Raw genomic sequence first — 15,416 nt, 5'->3', positions numbered from 1 at the left:
GCCCGCTCAGCCCCGCTTGCGGGCCTGCCGGTAAGTTCCCAGCGGGCGCACGTACTTGCAGTGGAAGGCCAGTTCGCCCAGCGCCGAATCGATGCGCGGGTCGCCCGGGGCGCCCTCGATGTCGGCATAGAAGGTCGTCGCCGCGAAGCTGGCGCCGATCTGGTAGCTTTCCAGCTTGGTCATGTTGACGCCGTTGGTGGCGAAGCCGCCCAGCGCCTTATAGAGCGCCGCCGCGATGTTCTTCACCTCGAAGATGAAGGTCGTCATCGCCTGCACGCCCTCCAGTTCGAACGGATCGAGCGGCTCGCGCGCCAGCACCACGAAACGGGTGGTGTTGTCGGCCGCGTCCTCCACCCGGTCCTCGACGATATCGAGGCCGTAGAGTTCGGCCGCCAGCCTGGGAGCGATGGCGCAGGCTTCGGCATCGCCCTGTTCGCGGACCAGCGCGGCGGCGCCGGCGGTATCGGCATAGGCCATCGGCACGATGCCCCGCGCCCGCAGGTAGTGGCGCGACTGGCCGAGCGCCTGTGGATGGCTGTAGGCCGCAGAGAACGGGCCTTTCGCGCCGGGCAGGGCCATCAGCGCGTGGCTGATCGGGGTGAAGTGTTCGCCGACGATCGACAGTCCGCTCTCGGGCAGCAGGAAGTGAATGTCGGCCACGCGGCCGTGCTGCGAATTCTCGATCGGGATGATCGCGCGGTCGGCGCGGCCTTCCTTCACCGCGTCCAGCGCATCCTCGAACGAGAAGCAGGGCAGGGGCAGGCAATCGGCGTCGTATTCGAGCGCGGCGCGGTGGCCGTTGCAGCCCGGTGCGCCCTGAAACGCCACGGCGCGCGGGGGTTGAGCCTTGGCGGCGGCTTCCATCTCGGCGACGAGGGCGAGGGCGGGCTGAGGATAAGCATGCATGACGTGCGCGCGATTAGGCGGCGTGGCAATGTTGTGCAATGGCCGAATTCCGTATCGGCACTTGCGCTGGATCAAGGCGGACATTAATGCCCGAAGCCAACAGGATGAGCTAATAATCACCCGCGGGGCATGCTGAATGGACGATCGTTTCAATACAATCGCCGGTTGGACTCTGTTTGCAGGCATCGTCGGCCTGGGACTGACGATCGCCAGCTCTATGTACTTCCAGGCTGACAAACATCATGCTCCGGAGACTCCCGGCTACGCGGTAGAGGGCGTGGCCGAGGAAGGTTCGGGCAGCGGGGAACCGCCGATCGCGACGCTGCTGGCAAGCGCGGACGTCGCGAAGGGCGAGGCGACTTTCGCCAAGTGTACCTCGTGCCACACCATCAATTCGGGCGGTGCCAACGGCATCGGTCCGAATCTGCACGGTGTCGTCGGCGAGGCGATCGGTCAGGGCGTGGGCGGCTTCGCCTTCTCCGACGCGCTCAAGAGCAAGGGCGGCAACTGGACGTTCGACAGCCTGAACGAATGGCTCAAGAGCCCTAAGGCCTTCGCGCCCGGCACCAAGATGACCTTCGCCGGCCTCTCCAAGCCGGAAGACCGCGCCAACATCATCGCCTACCTGAATTCGCAAGGGTCGAACCTGCCGCTGCCGGCGGCCGACGCGGCGCCTGCGGCTGATGCTGCCGCAGCGCCGGCGGAAGGCGCCAGCGAAGCCGCTCCCGAAGCGTCGGAAGCGGCCGCGCAGTAATCCTAATCCGGCCCCTTCGGGGATCGCCGGTTGAAAACGGTCCGCTAGCGCCGCCGAGTCGCTAGCGGGCCGTTTTCGTCTTCGCTCGGCACTATCCTTGCGGTTTTGCCGCGTGGAGCCGGCCTTTCGCCCACCGCGCCGCCTCCGCGACTGCCGGGTCCGGATCGGCCAATAGCGGCTCCACTTGCGATAGCAGCGCGGCACTGCCGCTGTTGCCCGCCGCATAGAGGCAGTTGCGCACGAATCGGTCCCGGCCGATCCGCTTGATCGGGCTGCCCGAGAACAGCTTGCGAAACCCCGCGTCGTCGAGCGTCAGCAGATCGGCGAGTCGCGGTGCGGTAAGTTCCGCACGCGGCAGGAAGGCCTTCATGGTGTGCGCGGTCTCGGCGAACTTGTTCCACGGGCACACCGCCAGGCAATCGTCGCAGCCGTAGATGCGGTTGCCCAGCCCCTCGCGCAGATCCTCGGGCACCGGACCCTTGTGCTCGATCGTCAGGTAGCTGACGCAGCGCCGCGCATCTAGGCGATAGGGTGCGGGGAAGGCTCCGGTCGGGCAGGCGTCCTGGCAGGCGGTGCACGACCCGCAACTGTCGCGCCCCGGCGTCGAGGGCGGCAGGTCCAGCGTCGTGTAGATCTCGCCCAGGAACAGCCATGATCCGTGCTCGCGGCTGACAACGTTGGTGTGCTTGCCCTGCCAGCCGAGGCCGGCGGCGACGGCGAGCGGCTTTTCCATGACCGGCGCGGTATCGGTGAAGACCTTCACGCCGACTTCGCCCAGCCCGCACTTCGGCCCGGCCTCGACCATCCAGCGGGCGAGGTGCTTGAGCGCCTTCTTGACCGTGTCATGGTAGTCGGCGCCCTGCGCATACGTGGAAATCCGGCCGATCGCCGATTCGCCCTCCAGCCGCAGCGGATCGGCGGCGGGGGCATAGCTCATGCCCAGCGCGATCACCGTGCGCGCCTCGGGCCAGAGTCCCTGTGGGCTGCGGCGGTGGTGCGCGCGTTCCTCCATCCAGGCCATCGTGCCGTGCATCCCCGCCGCCAGCCAGGCTTCGAGCCGCGCGGCGCGCGCTTCGTCCGGCGCGGCCGAGGCGATGCCGAAGGCGCAGAAGCCGAGCGCGCGCGCCTGGGCCTCCACCGCCTTCGCAAAATCGCTTAGCGCGGTCTTAACCAGGGCTGCGTCATCATGCGCACAAGTGGTAGAGCCAGGGGGCTTCATGGATGCGCAAGTAGGAGATCCTCGGTTGACCGGCAATGAGCGAAGCTTCGATCTGCCGCTGGCGATCGAGGCGCGCGGACTCGTCAAGCGATTCGACGGCTTTACCGCCGTGGACGGGGTCGACCTGACGGTTCCGCAAGGCACCGTCTACGGCATCCTGGGCCCCAACGGCGCGGGCAAGACGACCACGCTGCGCATGCTGCTGGGCATCATCGAGCCCGATTCGGGCTATCGCCGCATCCTCGGCGCCGACCGCCCGCACGACGTCGCCCATGCCATCGGCTACCTGCCCGAGGAACGCGGTCTCTATCCCGCTATGAAGGCCACCGAGGCGATCGCGTTCCTCGGCGCGCTGCGTGGCCTGCCGCTGAAGGAAGGCCGCCGCCGCGCGCACGAACTGCTCGAACGCCATGGCCTGGGCTATGCCGCCGATCGCCAGATCCGCCAGCTTTCCAAGGGCATGGCGCAGCAGGTGCAGATTCTCGGCACGTTGGTGCACCGGCCGCGTCTGGTGATCTTCGACGAGCCGTTCTCGGGCCTCGACGCGCTCAACCAGGGCAAGCTGGAGGCGATGATGCGCGGTCTGGCGGAGGACGGTACGACGGTGATCTTCTCCACCCACGTCATCGCCCATGCCGAGCGGCTGTGCGACGAGGTCGCCATCATCGCCGGGGGCCGGGTGCCCTTCGCCGGTCCGGTGGACGTGGCGCGCGACCGCATTCCCGCGCAAGTCCGGCTGGAAACGCGCGAGGAAACCGGTCTGTGGCGCGCGGCGCTGCCGCCCGATGCCCGGCACGAGGGACGCTACTGGACTTTCGTGCTGCCCGAAGGCGGCATCGAACCGCTGCTGCGCGCGCTGATCGCGGGCGAGGCGGGCATCCTCTCGCTCTCGATCGAGCGGGCCGGTTTGCACGATGCCTTCGTCGCCATCGCTGGTGCCGCCGCTGCCCGCGCGCTCGAAGAAGAAAAGCCCGAGGAGCCGCGCCGATGATCGCCGAATCGCATGTGGAGCACCATAAGGGCCGTCTATCGCTGTTCGCCGCCGCCTGGGTCGTGGCGCGGCGGGACTTCACCGCGATCCTGTTCTCGCGCACGTTTTTCTTCTTCCTGCTCGGGCCGTTGTTCCCGGTGCTGGTGGGGGTGCTGGCGGGTAGCGTCGGCCAACGGGTCGATCAGAGCGGTGATACGGCGGTGATCGGCGTCGCCATGGCACCGGCCGATGCAAAAGCCGTGCTGCATGCGCACGATGCGCTGTCGGACCGGCTCGGAGGGCTGCCCGACATGCGGATCGTCGCGAGCGACAAGGATCGCGCCTCTGCTACTGCAATTCTTTCCGGATCGCCCGGAGAGCCGGTGCTGCGCGGTCCTTCCGCACAGATCGAGGTCTGGAGCGGCGACGTCGAACTGATCGCGGCGCAGGCGCGAGACGATATGCTGAAGGCATGGCCCCGGGTCAGGCTGGAGGCTGCGAACGCCGGCACGGGTGCCGGCGACCACCGCTCCCGGCTACGCACCGCGCAAGCCGCGCAGACGTTGCTGTTCCTGCTGACGATGATGCTGGCGGGCATGGTCCTGTCCAACCTCGTAGAGGAAAAAGCCAACAAGATCATCGAGGTGCTGGCTGCCGCGATTCCGATGGAGTCGGTGTTCTTCGGCAAGTTGTTCGCGATGCTGGGCGTTTCGCTGGTCGGCATCGCGGCCTGGGGCGGGGTCGGCGCGGGGCTGTATCTGGTGGCGGGATCGGCCTTCCCGCACCTGCCCGACCCGGCGGTCGGCTGGCCGTTGCTGGTGGGGCTGGGCGTGGTCTACTTCGCCATGGCCTACCTGCTGCTGGGTTCGGTGTTCCTCGCCATCGGCTCGCTCGCCAATACCGTGCGCGAGGTGCAGACGCTGTCGATGCCGGTAACGATGATGCAACTCATGCTCTTCTTCTTCGCGACTTATGCGATGACACAGCCGGGAAGCGGGATCGAGATGCTGGCGACACTGCTGCCGTTCAGTTCGCCCTTCGCGATGCTGGCACGCGCGGCGCAGGATTCGGCGCTGCTGCCGCATGTCGCGGCGCTGGCGTGGCAGGCGCTCTGGGTGCTGCTGCTGGTGCGCGGCGGCTCGCTTCTGTTCCGCCGGAAGGCGATGAAGTCCGGCCCGCAGGGCTCGGGCGGCAGGCGCCGTCGGTGGTCCTGGTCAGTACGGGCCTGAAGTCACCTATCGCAAGCGAAGCGCTGTCGCTTTCAGCGCAGGCGGCCCGGCTGCATGCGGAACGCGCGGACGGCCAGTTCTTCCAGACTCATCAACTGGCGGAAGACGAGGCCATAGGACGGGTGCCGCCGCCAGCATACGGTGGCTTCGAATTCGGGCAGGGCATCGGCCTCGATGCGCAAGTGCTGGCCGATCGCGAGGTGGCGGTCGATATCGATCCCGGCGCCCTGGCGCGACAGGTCGCGCAGCCGGGCCACGGTGGTTTCCCCGGAGACGGTGATGCGCGCCACGTCTTCCACGCCGACGCGGATCGGGCGCTTGGGATAGGGACCAGCCTCGGCGATGAAGCGCTGCACGTCGATCGACACGTCGAAACGGAACCCCGCCTCGCCGCCGTTCTCCCAGACTTTCTCGATGCCGAGCCGCTCGCCCGCAGCGCTCTCCAGCGCCAGCCGGCGCTCCGCCGCCAGCGAGTGGAACAGCCGCAGCCGCACCCCGGTCTCCGAAACGTCGCGCACGATGCACAGGTATTCGCCCTCAGCACCGACCAGCTTAGCGGCGCGCAGCAGCAGCGCGAAACGCGGGCTGGCCCGCTGTTCCTCGTAGCTCTGCGCCCGGTCGGCGGGCAGGCTGCCCTGGAAAGTCATGCGAAGATACCCCTCGGCCCCACGCTGCAGCCGTTCCGATCGGCTCATGCGCAGTGACGCCTAGTAATTGATACCAGTTCGCAAGTTACGCATTTGTAAACGCAATCGATTGAGATAAGTCATATCGGCAAATAAATATCCGATACTGACGTTTCCGCCATGAATTTCGGGGAAAGCTGGTGCGGGCGGCGGGACTCGAACCCGCACTGGATACCCAAGCGGATTTTAAGTCCGCAGCGTCTACCATTCCGCCACGCCCGCACGGCCCGACTGCAGGCCGCGTCTAGCGGCCCGCAACCAGCGGCGCAATCTGTCGAGAATGTCTTTCTATCCCTCGACGTTGAGCCGCGCGCGCATTTCCTTGCCGGGCTTGAAATAGGGGACGCGCTTTTCGGGCACTTCCACGCTTTCGCCGGTGCGCGGGTTGCGGCCCTTGCGGCCTTCGCGGTGGCGGGTCGAGAAGGCGCCGAAGCCGCGCAGTTCCACGCGGCCGCCGTCCGCCAGTCGCTGGCTGATCTCCTCGAAGAACGTGTCGACCGCACGCTCCACGTCCTCGGCGCGCAGTTCCGGGTTGTCCCGACCGAGAACCTGCAGCAATTCAGACCTGATCATGGCGACTATCCCCCGTAAAAAACCATTTGTCGAAACGCGGCCAAAATTTTTCATGGCCGCGTGGCGAAACACAAAAATTACGCGCGGCCTCCCCATGGCCTGCCGGGAAAATGCCACCGGTGGCCACTTCGCGCAATGGCTCGCGTGAGGTGCGCGCAAAGTGCTCGTCCGGGCGCGGACCATGCACCGTCCGTGGCGCCTGGCCCCCATTTACAGCGGAAAATAGGTCGCTAACCTGCCGTTCCTTCACGCGCGGCCCTTAAGCCGTGGGACAAGAAACAACGCACACACAGGGCGCGAAGGCACCGGTATCATGAAAGACATGTCACTCTGGACCGAAGGCGACTGGATTGGCGCAGCGGGCGCGGTCTTCCTCTTCGCGGTGCTCGCGGTGGGGGGCATCATCGCCGCCCGCAAGAGCGACGAATTCGCCGGGCACCCGCGCGGTCTCTTCGTGCTGTTCTATGCCGAGATGTGGGAGCGCTTCTCCTACTACGGCATGCGGGCGCTGCTGATCCTCTACCTCGTCAAGTTCTGGCTGTTCTCGGATGGCCAGTCGAACCTGATCTACGGGGCCTATACCAGCCTCGTCTACATCACCCCGGTGCTGGGCGGCTATATCGCCGACCGCTGGCTGGGGCAGCGCAAGGCGGTGCTGTTCGGCGGCATCGTGCTCGCCGTCGGCCACCTGTTCATGGCCTACGAGGGGCTGCAGGGCGTCACCGACCCGGCGACGAAGCAGGCCGACCCGGCGATCAACGTGTTCTGGCTGGCGCTGGCGCTCATCATCGTCGGCTCGGGCTTCCTCAAGGCGAACATCTCGGTGATCGTCGGCCAGCTCTACAAGATGACCGACACCCGGCGCGATGCGGCCTATACGGTGTTCTATATGGGCGTGAACACCGGCGCGACGCTGGGCACGATCCTGGTCGGCTATCTGGGTGAAACGATCGGCTGGTCGTGGGGCTTCGGCCTTGCCGGCATCGGCATGGTGCTGGGGCTCATCATCTTCGTGGTCGGCCGCCCGGCGCTGCAGGGGCGGGGCGAGCCGCCCAGACCTCTGGCCCGCAACCGCGAATTCCTGCTCTACGGGGTGGCCGTGGCCTCGGTCGCGGTGATCTGGTTCCTCATCCAGTATGTGGACGTGATCCAGAGCCTGCTGGTGGTCTCGGGCATCGCGATGCTGCTCTACACGCTCTACGAGGCGTTCAAGCTGCCGAAGGACGCGCGCGAGCGGATCTTCGCGATCCTGTTCCTGATCGCGCTCAACCCCCTGTTCTGGGGCCTGTTCGAGCAGGCGGGCGGTTCGCTCAGCCTCTATACCGACAAGTTCGTCGATCGTGGCGGGGTGCCGACCAGCCTGTTCCAGTCGATCAATCCGATCTACATCGTGCTGTTCGGCCCCATCTTCGCGGGGCTGTGGGCGTGGCTGGGCAAGAAGGGTCTGGAGCCGAGTGCGCCGGCCAAGTTCGCGCTGGCGCTGGCGCAGGTGGGCCTCGGATTCCTCGTCTTCGTGTGGGGTGCGGGTACCGGCGATCCGGCAGTGATGACCTCGGTGGTCTTCGTGTTCCTGATCTACATGCTGCACACCACCGGCGAACTGTGCCTTTCGCCCGTCGGCCTCTCGGCGATGACGCGCCTGGCGCCGCTGCATCTGGGCAGCTTCATCATGGGCGCGTGGTTCTACATGACCGCGGTGGGCAACTTCGTGGCGGGCAAGATCGGCGAGGCCACCGGCGGCGAGAGCGGCACCATGGACAAGGCGCTGACCTTGGCGATCTATACGAAGATCGGCTGGATCACGCTGGGCGTTGCGGTGGTGGTGCTGGCGCTTTCGCCGATCGTGAAGCGCTGGATGCACCTCGATACGCTGGGCGACCGGGCGATGGACGCGGACCTCGCAGGAAAGCCCGAGTTCGGGCTGGAGGCCCAGGAGGCCGGCTTCCACCCGGCGATGAAGCAGGACTGACACCGACCGACCGGCCCGAGCGATCCTCGGGCCGGTTTTCCATTGCAGCAGGGGGAATGCCGATGAGGAACACGCCTTGGAGCCGGCGGGCAATCTGCGGCGCGGCGATAGCGCTCGCGCTCACCGCCCAGACCGTCGATGCGAAGAAGAAGGACAAGGAGGCCAAGCCCTCCGAGGCGCCTTACGCCTCGACCTACAAGCCCTATCCCGGCCGGCCGACGGCGCTGGTGGGCGCGACGGTCTACGACGGGCGCGGCGGCCGGATCGAGGGCGGCACCGTCCTGTTCGAGAACGGCAAGGTCGTGGCCGTGGGCGGCGCGGACCTCGCGATTCCAGCGGGTTACGACCGGGTGGACGGCACCGGCAAGTTCGTGACGCCGGGCGTGATCGACATCCACTCGCACCTCGGCGTCTATCCCAGCCCCGGCGTCGATGCGCTGTCGGACGGCAACGAGATGACCAGCCCGACCACCCCCGACGTCTGGGCCGAGCATTCGGTCTGGCCGCAGGACCCCGGTTTTTCGCGGGCTCTCATCAACGGCGGGGTCACCACGCTGCAGATTCTCCCCGGTTCGGGCAACCTCATCGGCGGGCGATCCGTGACGCTCAAGAACGTGCCGAGCCGCACCGTGCAGGGCATGAAGTATCCCGGTGCGCCCTATTCGCTGAAGATGGCCTGTGGTGAGAACCCCAAGCGGGTCTACGGCTCCAAGGGACAGAAGCCCATGACTCGCATGGGGAATTTCTCGGTCGACCGGCAGGCGTGGATCGATGCGAGGCAGTACATGGACGGCGACCATGCCGAGCGCGATCTTGGCAAGGACACCCTCGAAGGTGTGCTGAAGGGCGAGATTCTCGTTCAGAATCATTGCTATCGCGCGGACGAAATGGTGCAGGTCCTCGATATGGCCAAGGAGATGGGCTACAAGGTCACCGCCTTCCACCACGCGGTCGAGGCCTACAAGATCGGCGATCTGCTCAAGGCCAACGATGTCTGCGCCGCGATCTGGGCGGACTGGTACGGCTTCAAGATGGAAGCCTACGACGGAATCCCTGAAAACGCTGCACTTTTGTCCAAACAGGGGGCCTGCGTGGTGATCCATTCCGATGACGAGAATGGTATTCAGCGGCTCAACCAGGCGGCGGCGCGGGCGCAGGCGGCGGGCAAGCGGATCGGGGTGGATATTTCCGATGCGCAGGTCGTCGGCTGGTTCACCTACAACGCGGCCAAAGCCATGGGAATCGGGGATAAAACCGGCAGTCTGGAGGCCGGGAAGATGGCCGACGTGGTGCTCTGGAACGGCAATCCGCTGTCGGTCTATTCGCGCCCGGAGAAGGTCTGGTCGGACGGCGCGCTGCTCTACGACGCCGATGACCCCAAGCGAAAGCCGGTCAGCGATTTCGAACTCGGCCAGCCCGGTGAAGGAGACGTGAAATGAAGCGCCTGATCCTCGCTATGCTGCTCGGCGCCGCGCCGGTTTCCGTTTCCGCTCAGGACTTTGCCATCACCAACGCGACCGTCGGCACCGGCGATGGCAGTGCCCCGATCGAGCACGCAACCGTCGTCGTCCGGGCCGGAAAGATCGTTTCGGTAGGAAGGGACACAACGGCAACCAGCGGCACCCAAGTGGTGGATGGAACGGGCAAGTGGGTCACACCCGGCCTGTTCTCGGCGGTCACCGACCTCGGCCTGTGGGACGTCGAGGCGGTCGACGACAGCAACGACACCTCGGCCGAAAAGTCCCCCTTCAACGCCGCGCTCGACGTCGCCACCGCGCTCAACCCCGCGAGCGAACACATCGCCGTCAGCCGCGAAGGGGGTGTCACCCGCGCCAGCGTGACCCCGTTCAACGGCGGCTCGATCTTCGCCGGGCAAGGCGCGGTGATCGACCTCGGCAAGGACGCCGCGATTCTCATGAAGCCGCGCGCTTTCCAGTATGTCGAACTGGGTGAAAGCGGGGCGAAGCTGGCCGGCGGCAGCCGCGTCGCCGCGCACACGGCGCTGCGCAATGCCTTGCGCGAAGCCCGCGAAGTCGCCGCGCTTCCCGCAGGGGCGCAGCGGCAGGGCGACGTCCTCCTCACCCGCGCCGACGCCGCCGCGCTGGCGAAAGTCATCGACGGCACGCAGACGCTCTACGTCGGCGTCGAACGCGCCTCCGACATCCGGGGTGTCCTGGCGCTCAAGACGGAGTTCCCGAAACTCGACCTCGTCCTCGTCGGCGCCACCGAAGGCTGGCTCGTCGCGCCCGAGATCGCGGCGGCGCGGGTGCCCGTCATCACGATGCCGATGCGCGACCTGCCCTCTGCCTTCGAGGCGCTGGCGGCGACCATGTCCAACGTCGGTCGGATGAAGAAGGAGGGCGTGAAGGTCGCCATCGGCCTGTTCGAAGGCGGCAACCAGCCCCGCAACGCCCCGCAGCAGGCCGGCAACCTCGTCGCCCTGACGAAGATCCCCGGCGCCTCGGGCCTCACCTGGGGCGAGGCACTGGCGGCGATCACCTCGATTCCCGCCGAGATCAGCGGGTTCGGCGGAAAAGCGGGCGTCCTCGCCCCTGGCGCCGTGGGCGACGTGGTGCTGTGGGACGGCGACCCGCTCGAACTGTCCTCCGCGCCGGTCTCGGTGTGGATCGACGGGGTGAAGCAGCCCACGGGCAGCCACCAAGCGCGGCTGCGCGAACGGTACAAGGATCTGGACGAAACCTATCTGCCCAAGGCCTACGACTGGTAAGAGAGAAGGTAAGCAGGGGGCCATCGCCCCCTGCACCCCCGTTACTGGCGTCGTTGCGCGTGCTGCTGGGCGGGAGGTGATGGGGGGCAGGAATGGCGTTGCATAGAGAGGTGCCAGGGCGGTTTACGCCCTGTGTGGACGGCCCTCCGTTGGCAAGGGTGTTTGTCGCGAGGCAACGCTGGTTGAGGCGCCCATGTGTACGGCCTTTGATTGCGGCGGTTTGTGCCGCTAGCCATGATGCTAATCGCGCGGAACGGGTCCCAACCAATTGCACGCACTCATGGTGCTGGGGCGTTTCGGGTTTCCTGCTCCGGCGGATTTCAACCGACTTGTTGCGTCACTTCAATCAGGCCCTTTCCAACTCGTATTCGCCGCTAGGCGCAAACTCTCATGCAGCGATGGGTTGTTGGTATTCCGCTCCACTGATCATCATCGCCCAGATCACACGCGCGTTCTTGTTCGCAAGCGCGACGGCTGCCACCTTGGGCTTCTTGTGCTCCAACAGGCTCTCAAGCCAAGGTCGCTTACCTTCTTTACGCTGCGCAATGCGAACGACGGCCATCGCTTCCACGACGAGCAATTCACGTAGGTATCGGTTTCCGGCCTTTGAGATGGCTCCGAGCCTTTCCTTACCTCCGCTCGAATTTTGGCGCGGTGTGAGACCAATCCACGCCGACATACTTCTGGCATTCTAGAAGACTGCCGGATTAGGTGCGCTTGCAACCATGGCGCTTGCTCCCAACGGTCCAATGCCAGGGATCTTCATAAGTCGGCGGCCAAGCTCTGTCCGACGCGCATCGTCCATGATCCTGCGGTCGTTCTCCAGGATCTGTTCCTTCACCAGTTGCAATTGCTGGACAAGCATTTGGAGGCTCATACGCGCTTCACTTGGCACACGGACATCGTCGCCATCGGCGATAACGCCAAGGAGATGATCCAGCCCCAAGCGCCCAACTGCGGCGGTAATGCCAAACTCGGCGAGGTGAGAACGCAGGGCGTTGGAAAGCTGCGTTCTTTGACGCGTGAGGATCTGGCGGACCCGATGCAACATCATTGCGGCCTGCTGATCTGGGTTTTTGATGGCGACGAACCGCATCGTAGGCCTCGTTACCGCCTCACAGATGCCTTCCGCGTCGGCTGCGTCATTCTTGCCACGCTTTACATATGGCTTCACATACTGCGCTGGCATCAGCTTTACTTCGTGACCTAGCGCTATCAATTCGCGAGCCCAGAAGTGCGCCGAAGCGCAGGCTTCCATGCCAATCAGGCAGGGCGAAAGCTTCGCAAAAACCTTCAGCATCTGGCTGCGTGGAATGCGCCTGCGTAACACAACATCACCGGCGGCATTAATCCCGTGGGCTTGGAAAACCGATTTGGCCAGATCAAGGCCGATCGTAGCAACCTGTTCCATCCATGCTCTCCTTCCGACTCAACAGCAGAAATATCTGCGCGGAGTGGAGAGCCGTCCACATCATCAATTGCCGACATGCCGCGCGAAGCGATATCGAAGGTGTACTGATGCCGGGGGCGCTCGTGATTTCGATCTTCGATTACGGATCGTGAATAGAAAGCGGCTCATCTGCGCCGCCCTCTGGGCCACGTCGCTAATTGTAGCCGTGTGGTGCGGGTCCAATTGGTACAGCATCGCATATTTCAACGATGACCTAGATGTGGTAGAAAATCTCCTTTCGGAAGCTAAACGCGCCATGCCTGACGTAGATGGACACCCCGATTTTTTTAGGTCCAGAAGCTTTGATTGTGTCCGCTTTATGCCCGCACGCGGGGTTTACGGCCACGTAATGATCTACTGTAAGGACAGGCAGACCGGCTCAGTTGTAAAAGAGAATTACTGAACGATCACCTAGACAAGGGCAGCTTGCTACCTAACGCAAATGACCGCTTACCACCCAAATCCGCCGTCACCCTGAACTTGTTTCAGGGTCCATCGAGCGGATAGCGCAGGTTCTTGATCCGCAAACCGAGATAGCAGTTTGCGACTCAACACTACCGGCACCAACCGCCCGATGGATCCTGAAACGAGTTCAGGATGACGAAGCCTATTGGGACAAGTACACTTTCCACCCTTTGCCGTCATTCTCGCGAAAGCGGGAATGACGAAGTGTAGTTGACCGGGTTTGTAAGTTACTCGTCCGCGTGGCAAGCTGCGCGAATAATCATGCAAGGCTAGCAATTTTGCTCAACGCGGCTGCACGCGCGGCGACGACAGTACCGGGGTTTGGGGCAATGGCCCCAGGATGATCTTTCCTAAGACGAAATCGGCCCGTCATTGCGAGCACAGCGAAGAAACCCGGAAAAACACCAAGCCGCCCAGGGTTGCTTGGCTGTGCTTGCAATGACGAAAGGGAGCCTTACGCCCGCGCCTCGTTCACCCCTGCGCTGTTATGCCGCAGCGCCTTCAGCACCGTGTCGACGATCTGCGGCGCGTTCAGCCCCGCTTCGTCGTACTGTGCCTCGGGCTTGTCGTGGTCCTGGAAGGTGTCGGGCAGGCGCATGGTGCGGATCTTCAGTCCGGCGTCGGTCAGGCCTTCGTCGCTGGCCATCGTCAGGACGTGGGCGCCGAGACCGCCGATCGAGCCTTCCTCCACGGTCACCACGACTTCGTGGGACAGCATGAGGCGGCGGATGAGGTCGGTGTCCAGCGGCTTGGCAAAGCGCAGGTCGGCCACCGTGGTGGACAGGCCCTTGGCCTCCAGCTGGTCGGCGGCCTTGAGGGCTTCGCCGAGGCGGGTGCCGAGCGACAGCAGGGCGACCTTGGTGCCTTCGCGGACTATGCGGCCCTTGCCGATCTCCAGCAATTCGGGAGTCTCGGGCAGGGCGACGCCGGTGCCGTTGCCGCGCGGGTAGCGGAAGGCGATGGGGCCTGCATCGTACTGCGCGGCGGTGTGGACCATGTGGACGAGTTCGGCTTCGTCGGCCGCGGCCATGACCACCATGTTGGGCAGGGTGGCGAGGTAGGTGACGTCGAACGAACCGGCGTGCGTGGCGCCGTCCGCGCCGACGAGCCCGGCGCGGTCGATGGCGAAGCGCACGGGCAGGTTCTGGATCGCCACGTCATGCACGACCTGGTCGAAGGCGCGCTGCAGGAAGGTGGAGTAGATCGCGCAGAACGGGCGCATCCCCTGCGCGGCGAGGCCCGCCGCGAACGTGACGGCGTGCTGTTCGGCGATACCGACGTCGAAGCTGCGTTCGGGGAACAGCTGCGCGAACTTGTCGAGCCCGGTGCCGGACGGCATCGCGGCGGTGATCGCGCAGATCGTGGCGTCCTTTTCCGCTTCGGCGACGAGGGCCTTGGCGAACGTGCCGGTGTAGCTGGGCGGGCCGGCGGGGGCCTTGGCCTGCTCGCCGGTGATGACGTCGAACTTCTGGACGCCGTGGTACTTGTCCGCCGCGCTTTCGGCCGGGCCGTAGCCCTTGCCCTTTTGCGTCACGACATGGACGAGGATCGGGCCTTCGCCCGCGTCGCGCACGTTTTCCAGCACGGGGACGAGGGCGTCGAGGTCGTGGCCGTCGATCGGGCCGACGTAGTAGAAGCCCAGTTCCTCGAACAGGGTGCCGCCCATGGCCATGCCGCGCGCGAATTCGTCGGTCTTCTTGGCGGCGAGGTGGAGCGGGCGGGGCAGCTTGCGGGCGAACTTGCGGGCGAGCTCGCGCAGGCCGAGGAACTGGCCCGACGAGACGAGGCGGGCAAGGTAGGCCGAGAGGCCGCCGACCGGCGGGGCGATCGACATGTCGTTGTCGTTGAGGATGACGACGAGGCGGTTTCCGGCCTCGCGCGCGTTGTTCATCGCCTCGTAGGCCATGCCCGCGCTCATGGCGCCGTCGCCGATCACGGCGATGCCGCGTCCGGGCTGGCCCTTGATCTTGCTGCCCATGGCGAAGCCGAGCGCGGCGGAGATCGAGGTGGAGCTGTGGGCGGTGCCGAAGGGATCGTATTCGCTTTCGGAGCGCTTGGTGAAGCCGGACAGGCCGCCACCCTGGCGCAGGGTGCGGATACGGTCGCGGCGGCCGGTCAGGATCTTGTGCGGGTAGGCCTGGTGGCCGACGTCCCAGATCAGGCGGTCGACGGGCGTGTCGAAGACGTAGTGGATCGCCACGGTCAGTTCGACCACGCCGAGGCCGGAGCCGAGGTGTCCGCCGGTCTGTCCGACCGCGGATATCATCTCGGCGCGCAGTTCGTCGGCGAGCTGGCGCAGTTGCGCGGGCTTGAGGCCGCGCAGGTCTTCGGGAGTCGAAACGGTGTCGAGCAGAGGTGTGGCCGGATTGGCAGTCATCTTTTCGGCCCTACACCCTTGTTGCGGACGTGTCGATTGACGGCTGCGGTAATATCGCGCCGAAATGCAGCACAGTTGCAGAGGGCAAGG

At 65.4% G+C, this 15,416-nt stretch carries 11 protein-coding genes, 1 tRNA gene and 1 pseudogene; 6 read left to right on the top strand and 7 right to left on the bottom strand.

What is annotated here, in order from left to right; translation table 11 throughout:
* Positions 1-6: 6 nt before the first annotated feature.
* On the bottom strand, positions 7-906 hold the full coding sequence (locus V2S85_RS11630) for a prephenate dehydratase (protein WP_330703023.1): 900 nt from the start codon (positions 904-906) through the stop codon (positions 7-9).
* 136 nt (positions 907-1,042) lie between these two features.
* Between V2S85_RS11630 and V2S85_RS11625 the strand changes: the two genes are divergently transcribed.
* A complete protein-coding gene (locus V2S85_RS11625) occupies positions 1,043-1,660 on the top strand; it encodes a cytochrome c family protein (RefSeq protein WP_330703022.1) in 618 nt (205 codons plus the stop codon).
* Between the two features lie 91 nt (positions 1,661-1,751).
* On the opposite strand, the gene queG is transcribed toward V2S85_RS11625, so the two are convergent.
* Positions 1,752-2,798 carry a tRNA epoxyqueuosine(34) reductase QueG gene (gene queG / locus V2S85_RS11620; protein WP_330703021.1) on the bottom strand — a complete coding sequence of 349 codons (1,047 nt, stop codon included), beginning with the start codon at positions 2,796-2,798 and terminating at the stop codon, positions 1,752-1,754.
* Between the two features lie 79 nt (positions 2,799-2,877).
* On the opposite strand from queG, the gene V2S85_RS11615 reads away from it, so the two are divergent.
* Positions 2,878-3,870 (top strand): ABC transporter ATP-binding protein, encoded by a 993-nt coding sequence (locus V2S85_RS11615; RefSeq protein WP_330703020.1) that lies wholly within the window; start codon positions 2,878-2,880, stop codon positions 3,868-3,870.
* Positions 3,867-5,078 carry an ABC transporter permease gene (locus tag V2S85_RS11610; protein ID WP_330703019.1) on the top strand — a complete coding sequence of 404 codons (1,212 nt, stop codon included), beginning with the start codon at positions 3,867-3,869 and terminating at the stop codon, positions 5,076-5,078. The genes V2S85_RS11615 and V2S85_RS11610 overlap by 4 nt, the downstream gene beginning before the upstream one ends.
* A gap of 32 nt (positions 5,079-5,110) precedes the next feature.
* Here V2S85_RS11610 and V2S85_RS11605 read toward each other — a convergent pair whose 3' ends face one another.
* From V2S85_RS11605 to V2S85_RS11595, 3 genes are all read right to left on the bottom strand, one after another.
* Positions 5,111-5,725, bottom strand: coding sequence for a PilZ domain-containing protein (locus V2S85_RS11605; protein WP_330703018.1), 615 nt, complete (start codon positions 5,723-5,725; stop codon positions 5,111-5,113).
* Positions 5,726-5,902: 177 nt separating this feature from the next.
* Positions 5,903-5,986: transfer RNA gene (locus V2S85_RS11600), tRNA-Leu, on the bottom strand.
* Between the two features lie 66 nt (positions 5,987-6,052).
* The gene (locus V2S85_RS11595; RefSeq protein ID WP_330703017.1) at positions 6,053-6,337 is read right to left on the bottom strand and encodes an integration host factor subunit beta; all 285 of its coding nucleotides are present in this window, start codon (positions 6,335-6,337) and stop codon (positions 6,053-6,055) included.
* A gap of 313 nt (positions 6,338-6,650) precedes the next feature.
* On the opposite strand from V2S85_RS11595, the gene V2S85_RS11590 reads away from it, so the two are divergent.
* The 3 genes from V2S85_RS11590 (at position 6,651) to V2S85_RS11580 (ending at position 11,034) form a co-directional block, all read left to right on the top strand.
* Entirely contained in the window at positions 6,651-8,306 is a 1,656-nt protein-coding gene (locus tag V2S85_RS11590; protein ID WP_330703016.1) for a peptide MFS transporter, read from the top strand.
* A gap of 62 nt (positions 8,307-8,368) precedes the next feature.
* Positions 8,369-9,745 (top strand): amidohydrolase, encoded by a 1,377-nt coding sequence (locus V2S85_RS11585; protein ID WP_330703015.1) that lies wholly within the window; start codon positions 8,369-8,371, stop codon positions 9,743-9,745.
* Entirely contained in the window at positions 9,742-11,034 is a 1,293-nt protein-coding gene (locus V2S85_RS11580; protein WP_330703014.1) for an amidohydrolase family protein, read from the top strand. Before V2S85_RS11585 ends, V2S85_RS11580 begins: the two co-directional genes overlap by 4 nt.
* A 388-nt stretch (positions 11,035-11,422) precedes the next feature.
* Here V2S85_RS11580 and V2S85_RS11575 read toward each other — a convergent pair.
* Positions 11,423-12,445 (bottom strand): annotated as a pseudogene (locus V2S85_RS11575) (IS110 family transposase).
* 958 nt (positions 12,446-13,403) lie between these two features.
* Entirely contained in the window at positions 13,404-15,326 is a 1,923-nt protein-coding gene (gene dxs, locus V2S85_RS11570; protein ID WP_330703013.1) for a 1-deoxy-D-xylulose-5-phosphate synthase, read from the bottom strand.
* Between the last annotated feature and the right edge of the window lie 90 nt (positions 15,327-15,416).

This window comes from Novosphingobium resinovorum, from assembly GCF_036352595.1.
Lineage (GTDB): Bacteria > Pseudomonadota > Alphaproteobacteria > Sphingomonadales > Sphingomonadaceae > Novosphingobium > Novosphingobium resinovorum_B.
Note: the sequence above shows the minus strand (reverse complement) of the source record. Positions and strands in the feature narration are given on the sequence as shown.

Coding starts and splice junctions, on each gene's coding strand:
- V2S85_RS11630 (WP_330703023.1), bottom strand. CDS start 906: ATGCATGCTTATCCTCAGCCCGCCCTCGCCCTCGTCGCCGAGATGGAA.
- V2S85_RS11625 (WP_330703022.1), top strand. CDS start 1,043: ATGGACGATCGTTTCAATACAATCGCCGGTTGGACTCTGTTTGCAGGC.
- V2S85_RS11615 (WP_330703020.1), top strand. CDS start 2,878: ATGGATGCGCAAGTAGGAGATCCTCGGTTGACCGGCAATGAGCGAAGC.
- V2S85_RS11610 (WP_330703019.1), top strand. CDS start 3,867: ATGATCGCCGAATCGCATGTGGAGCACCATAAGGGCCGTCTATCGCTG.
- V2S85_RS11605 (WP_330703018.1), bottom strand. CDS start 5,725: ATGACTTTCCAGGGCAGCCTGCCCGCCGACCGGGCGCAGAGCTACGAG.
- V2S85_RS11595 (WP_330703017.1), bottom strand. CDS start 6,337: ATGATCAGGTCTGAATTGCTGCAGGTTCTCGGTCGGGACAACCCGGAA.
- V2S85_RS11590 (WP_330703016.1), top strand. CDS start 6,651: ATGAAAGACATGTCACTCTGGACCGAAGGCGACTGGATTGGCGCAGCG.
- V2S85_RS11585 (WP_330703015.1), top strand. CDS start 8,369: ATGAGGAACACGCCTTGGAGCCGGCGGGCAATCTGCGGCGCGGCGATA.
- V2S85_RS11580 (WP_330703014.1), top strand. CDS start 9,742: ATGAAGCGCCTGATCCTCGCTATGCTGCTCGGCGCCGCGCCGGTTTCC.
- dxs (WP_330703013.1), bottom strand. CDS start 15,326: ATGACTGCCAATCCGGCCACACCTCTGCTCGACACCGTTTCGACTCCC.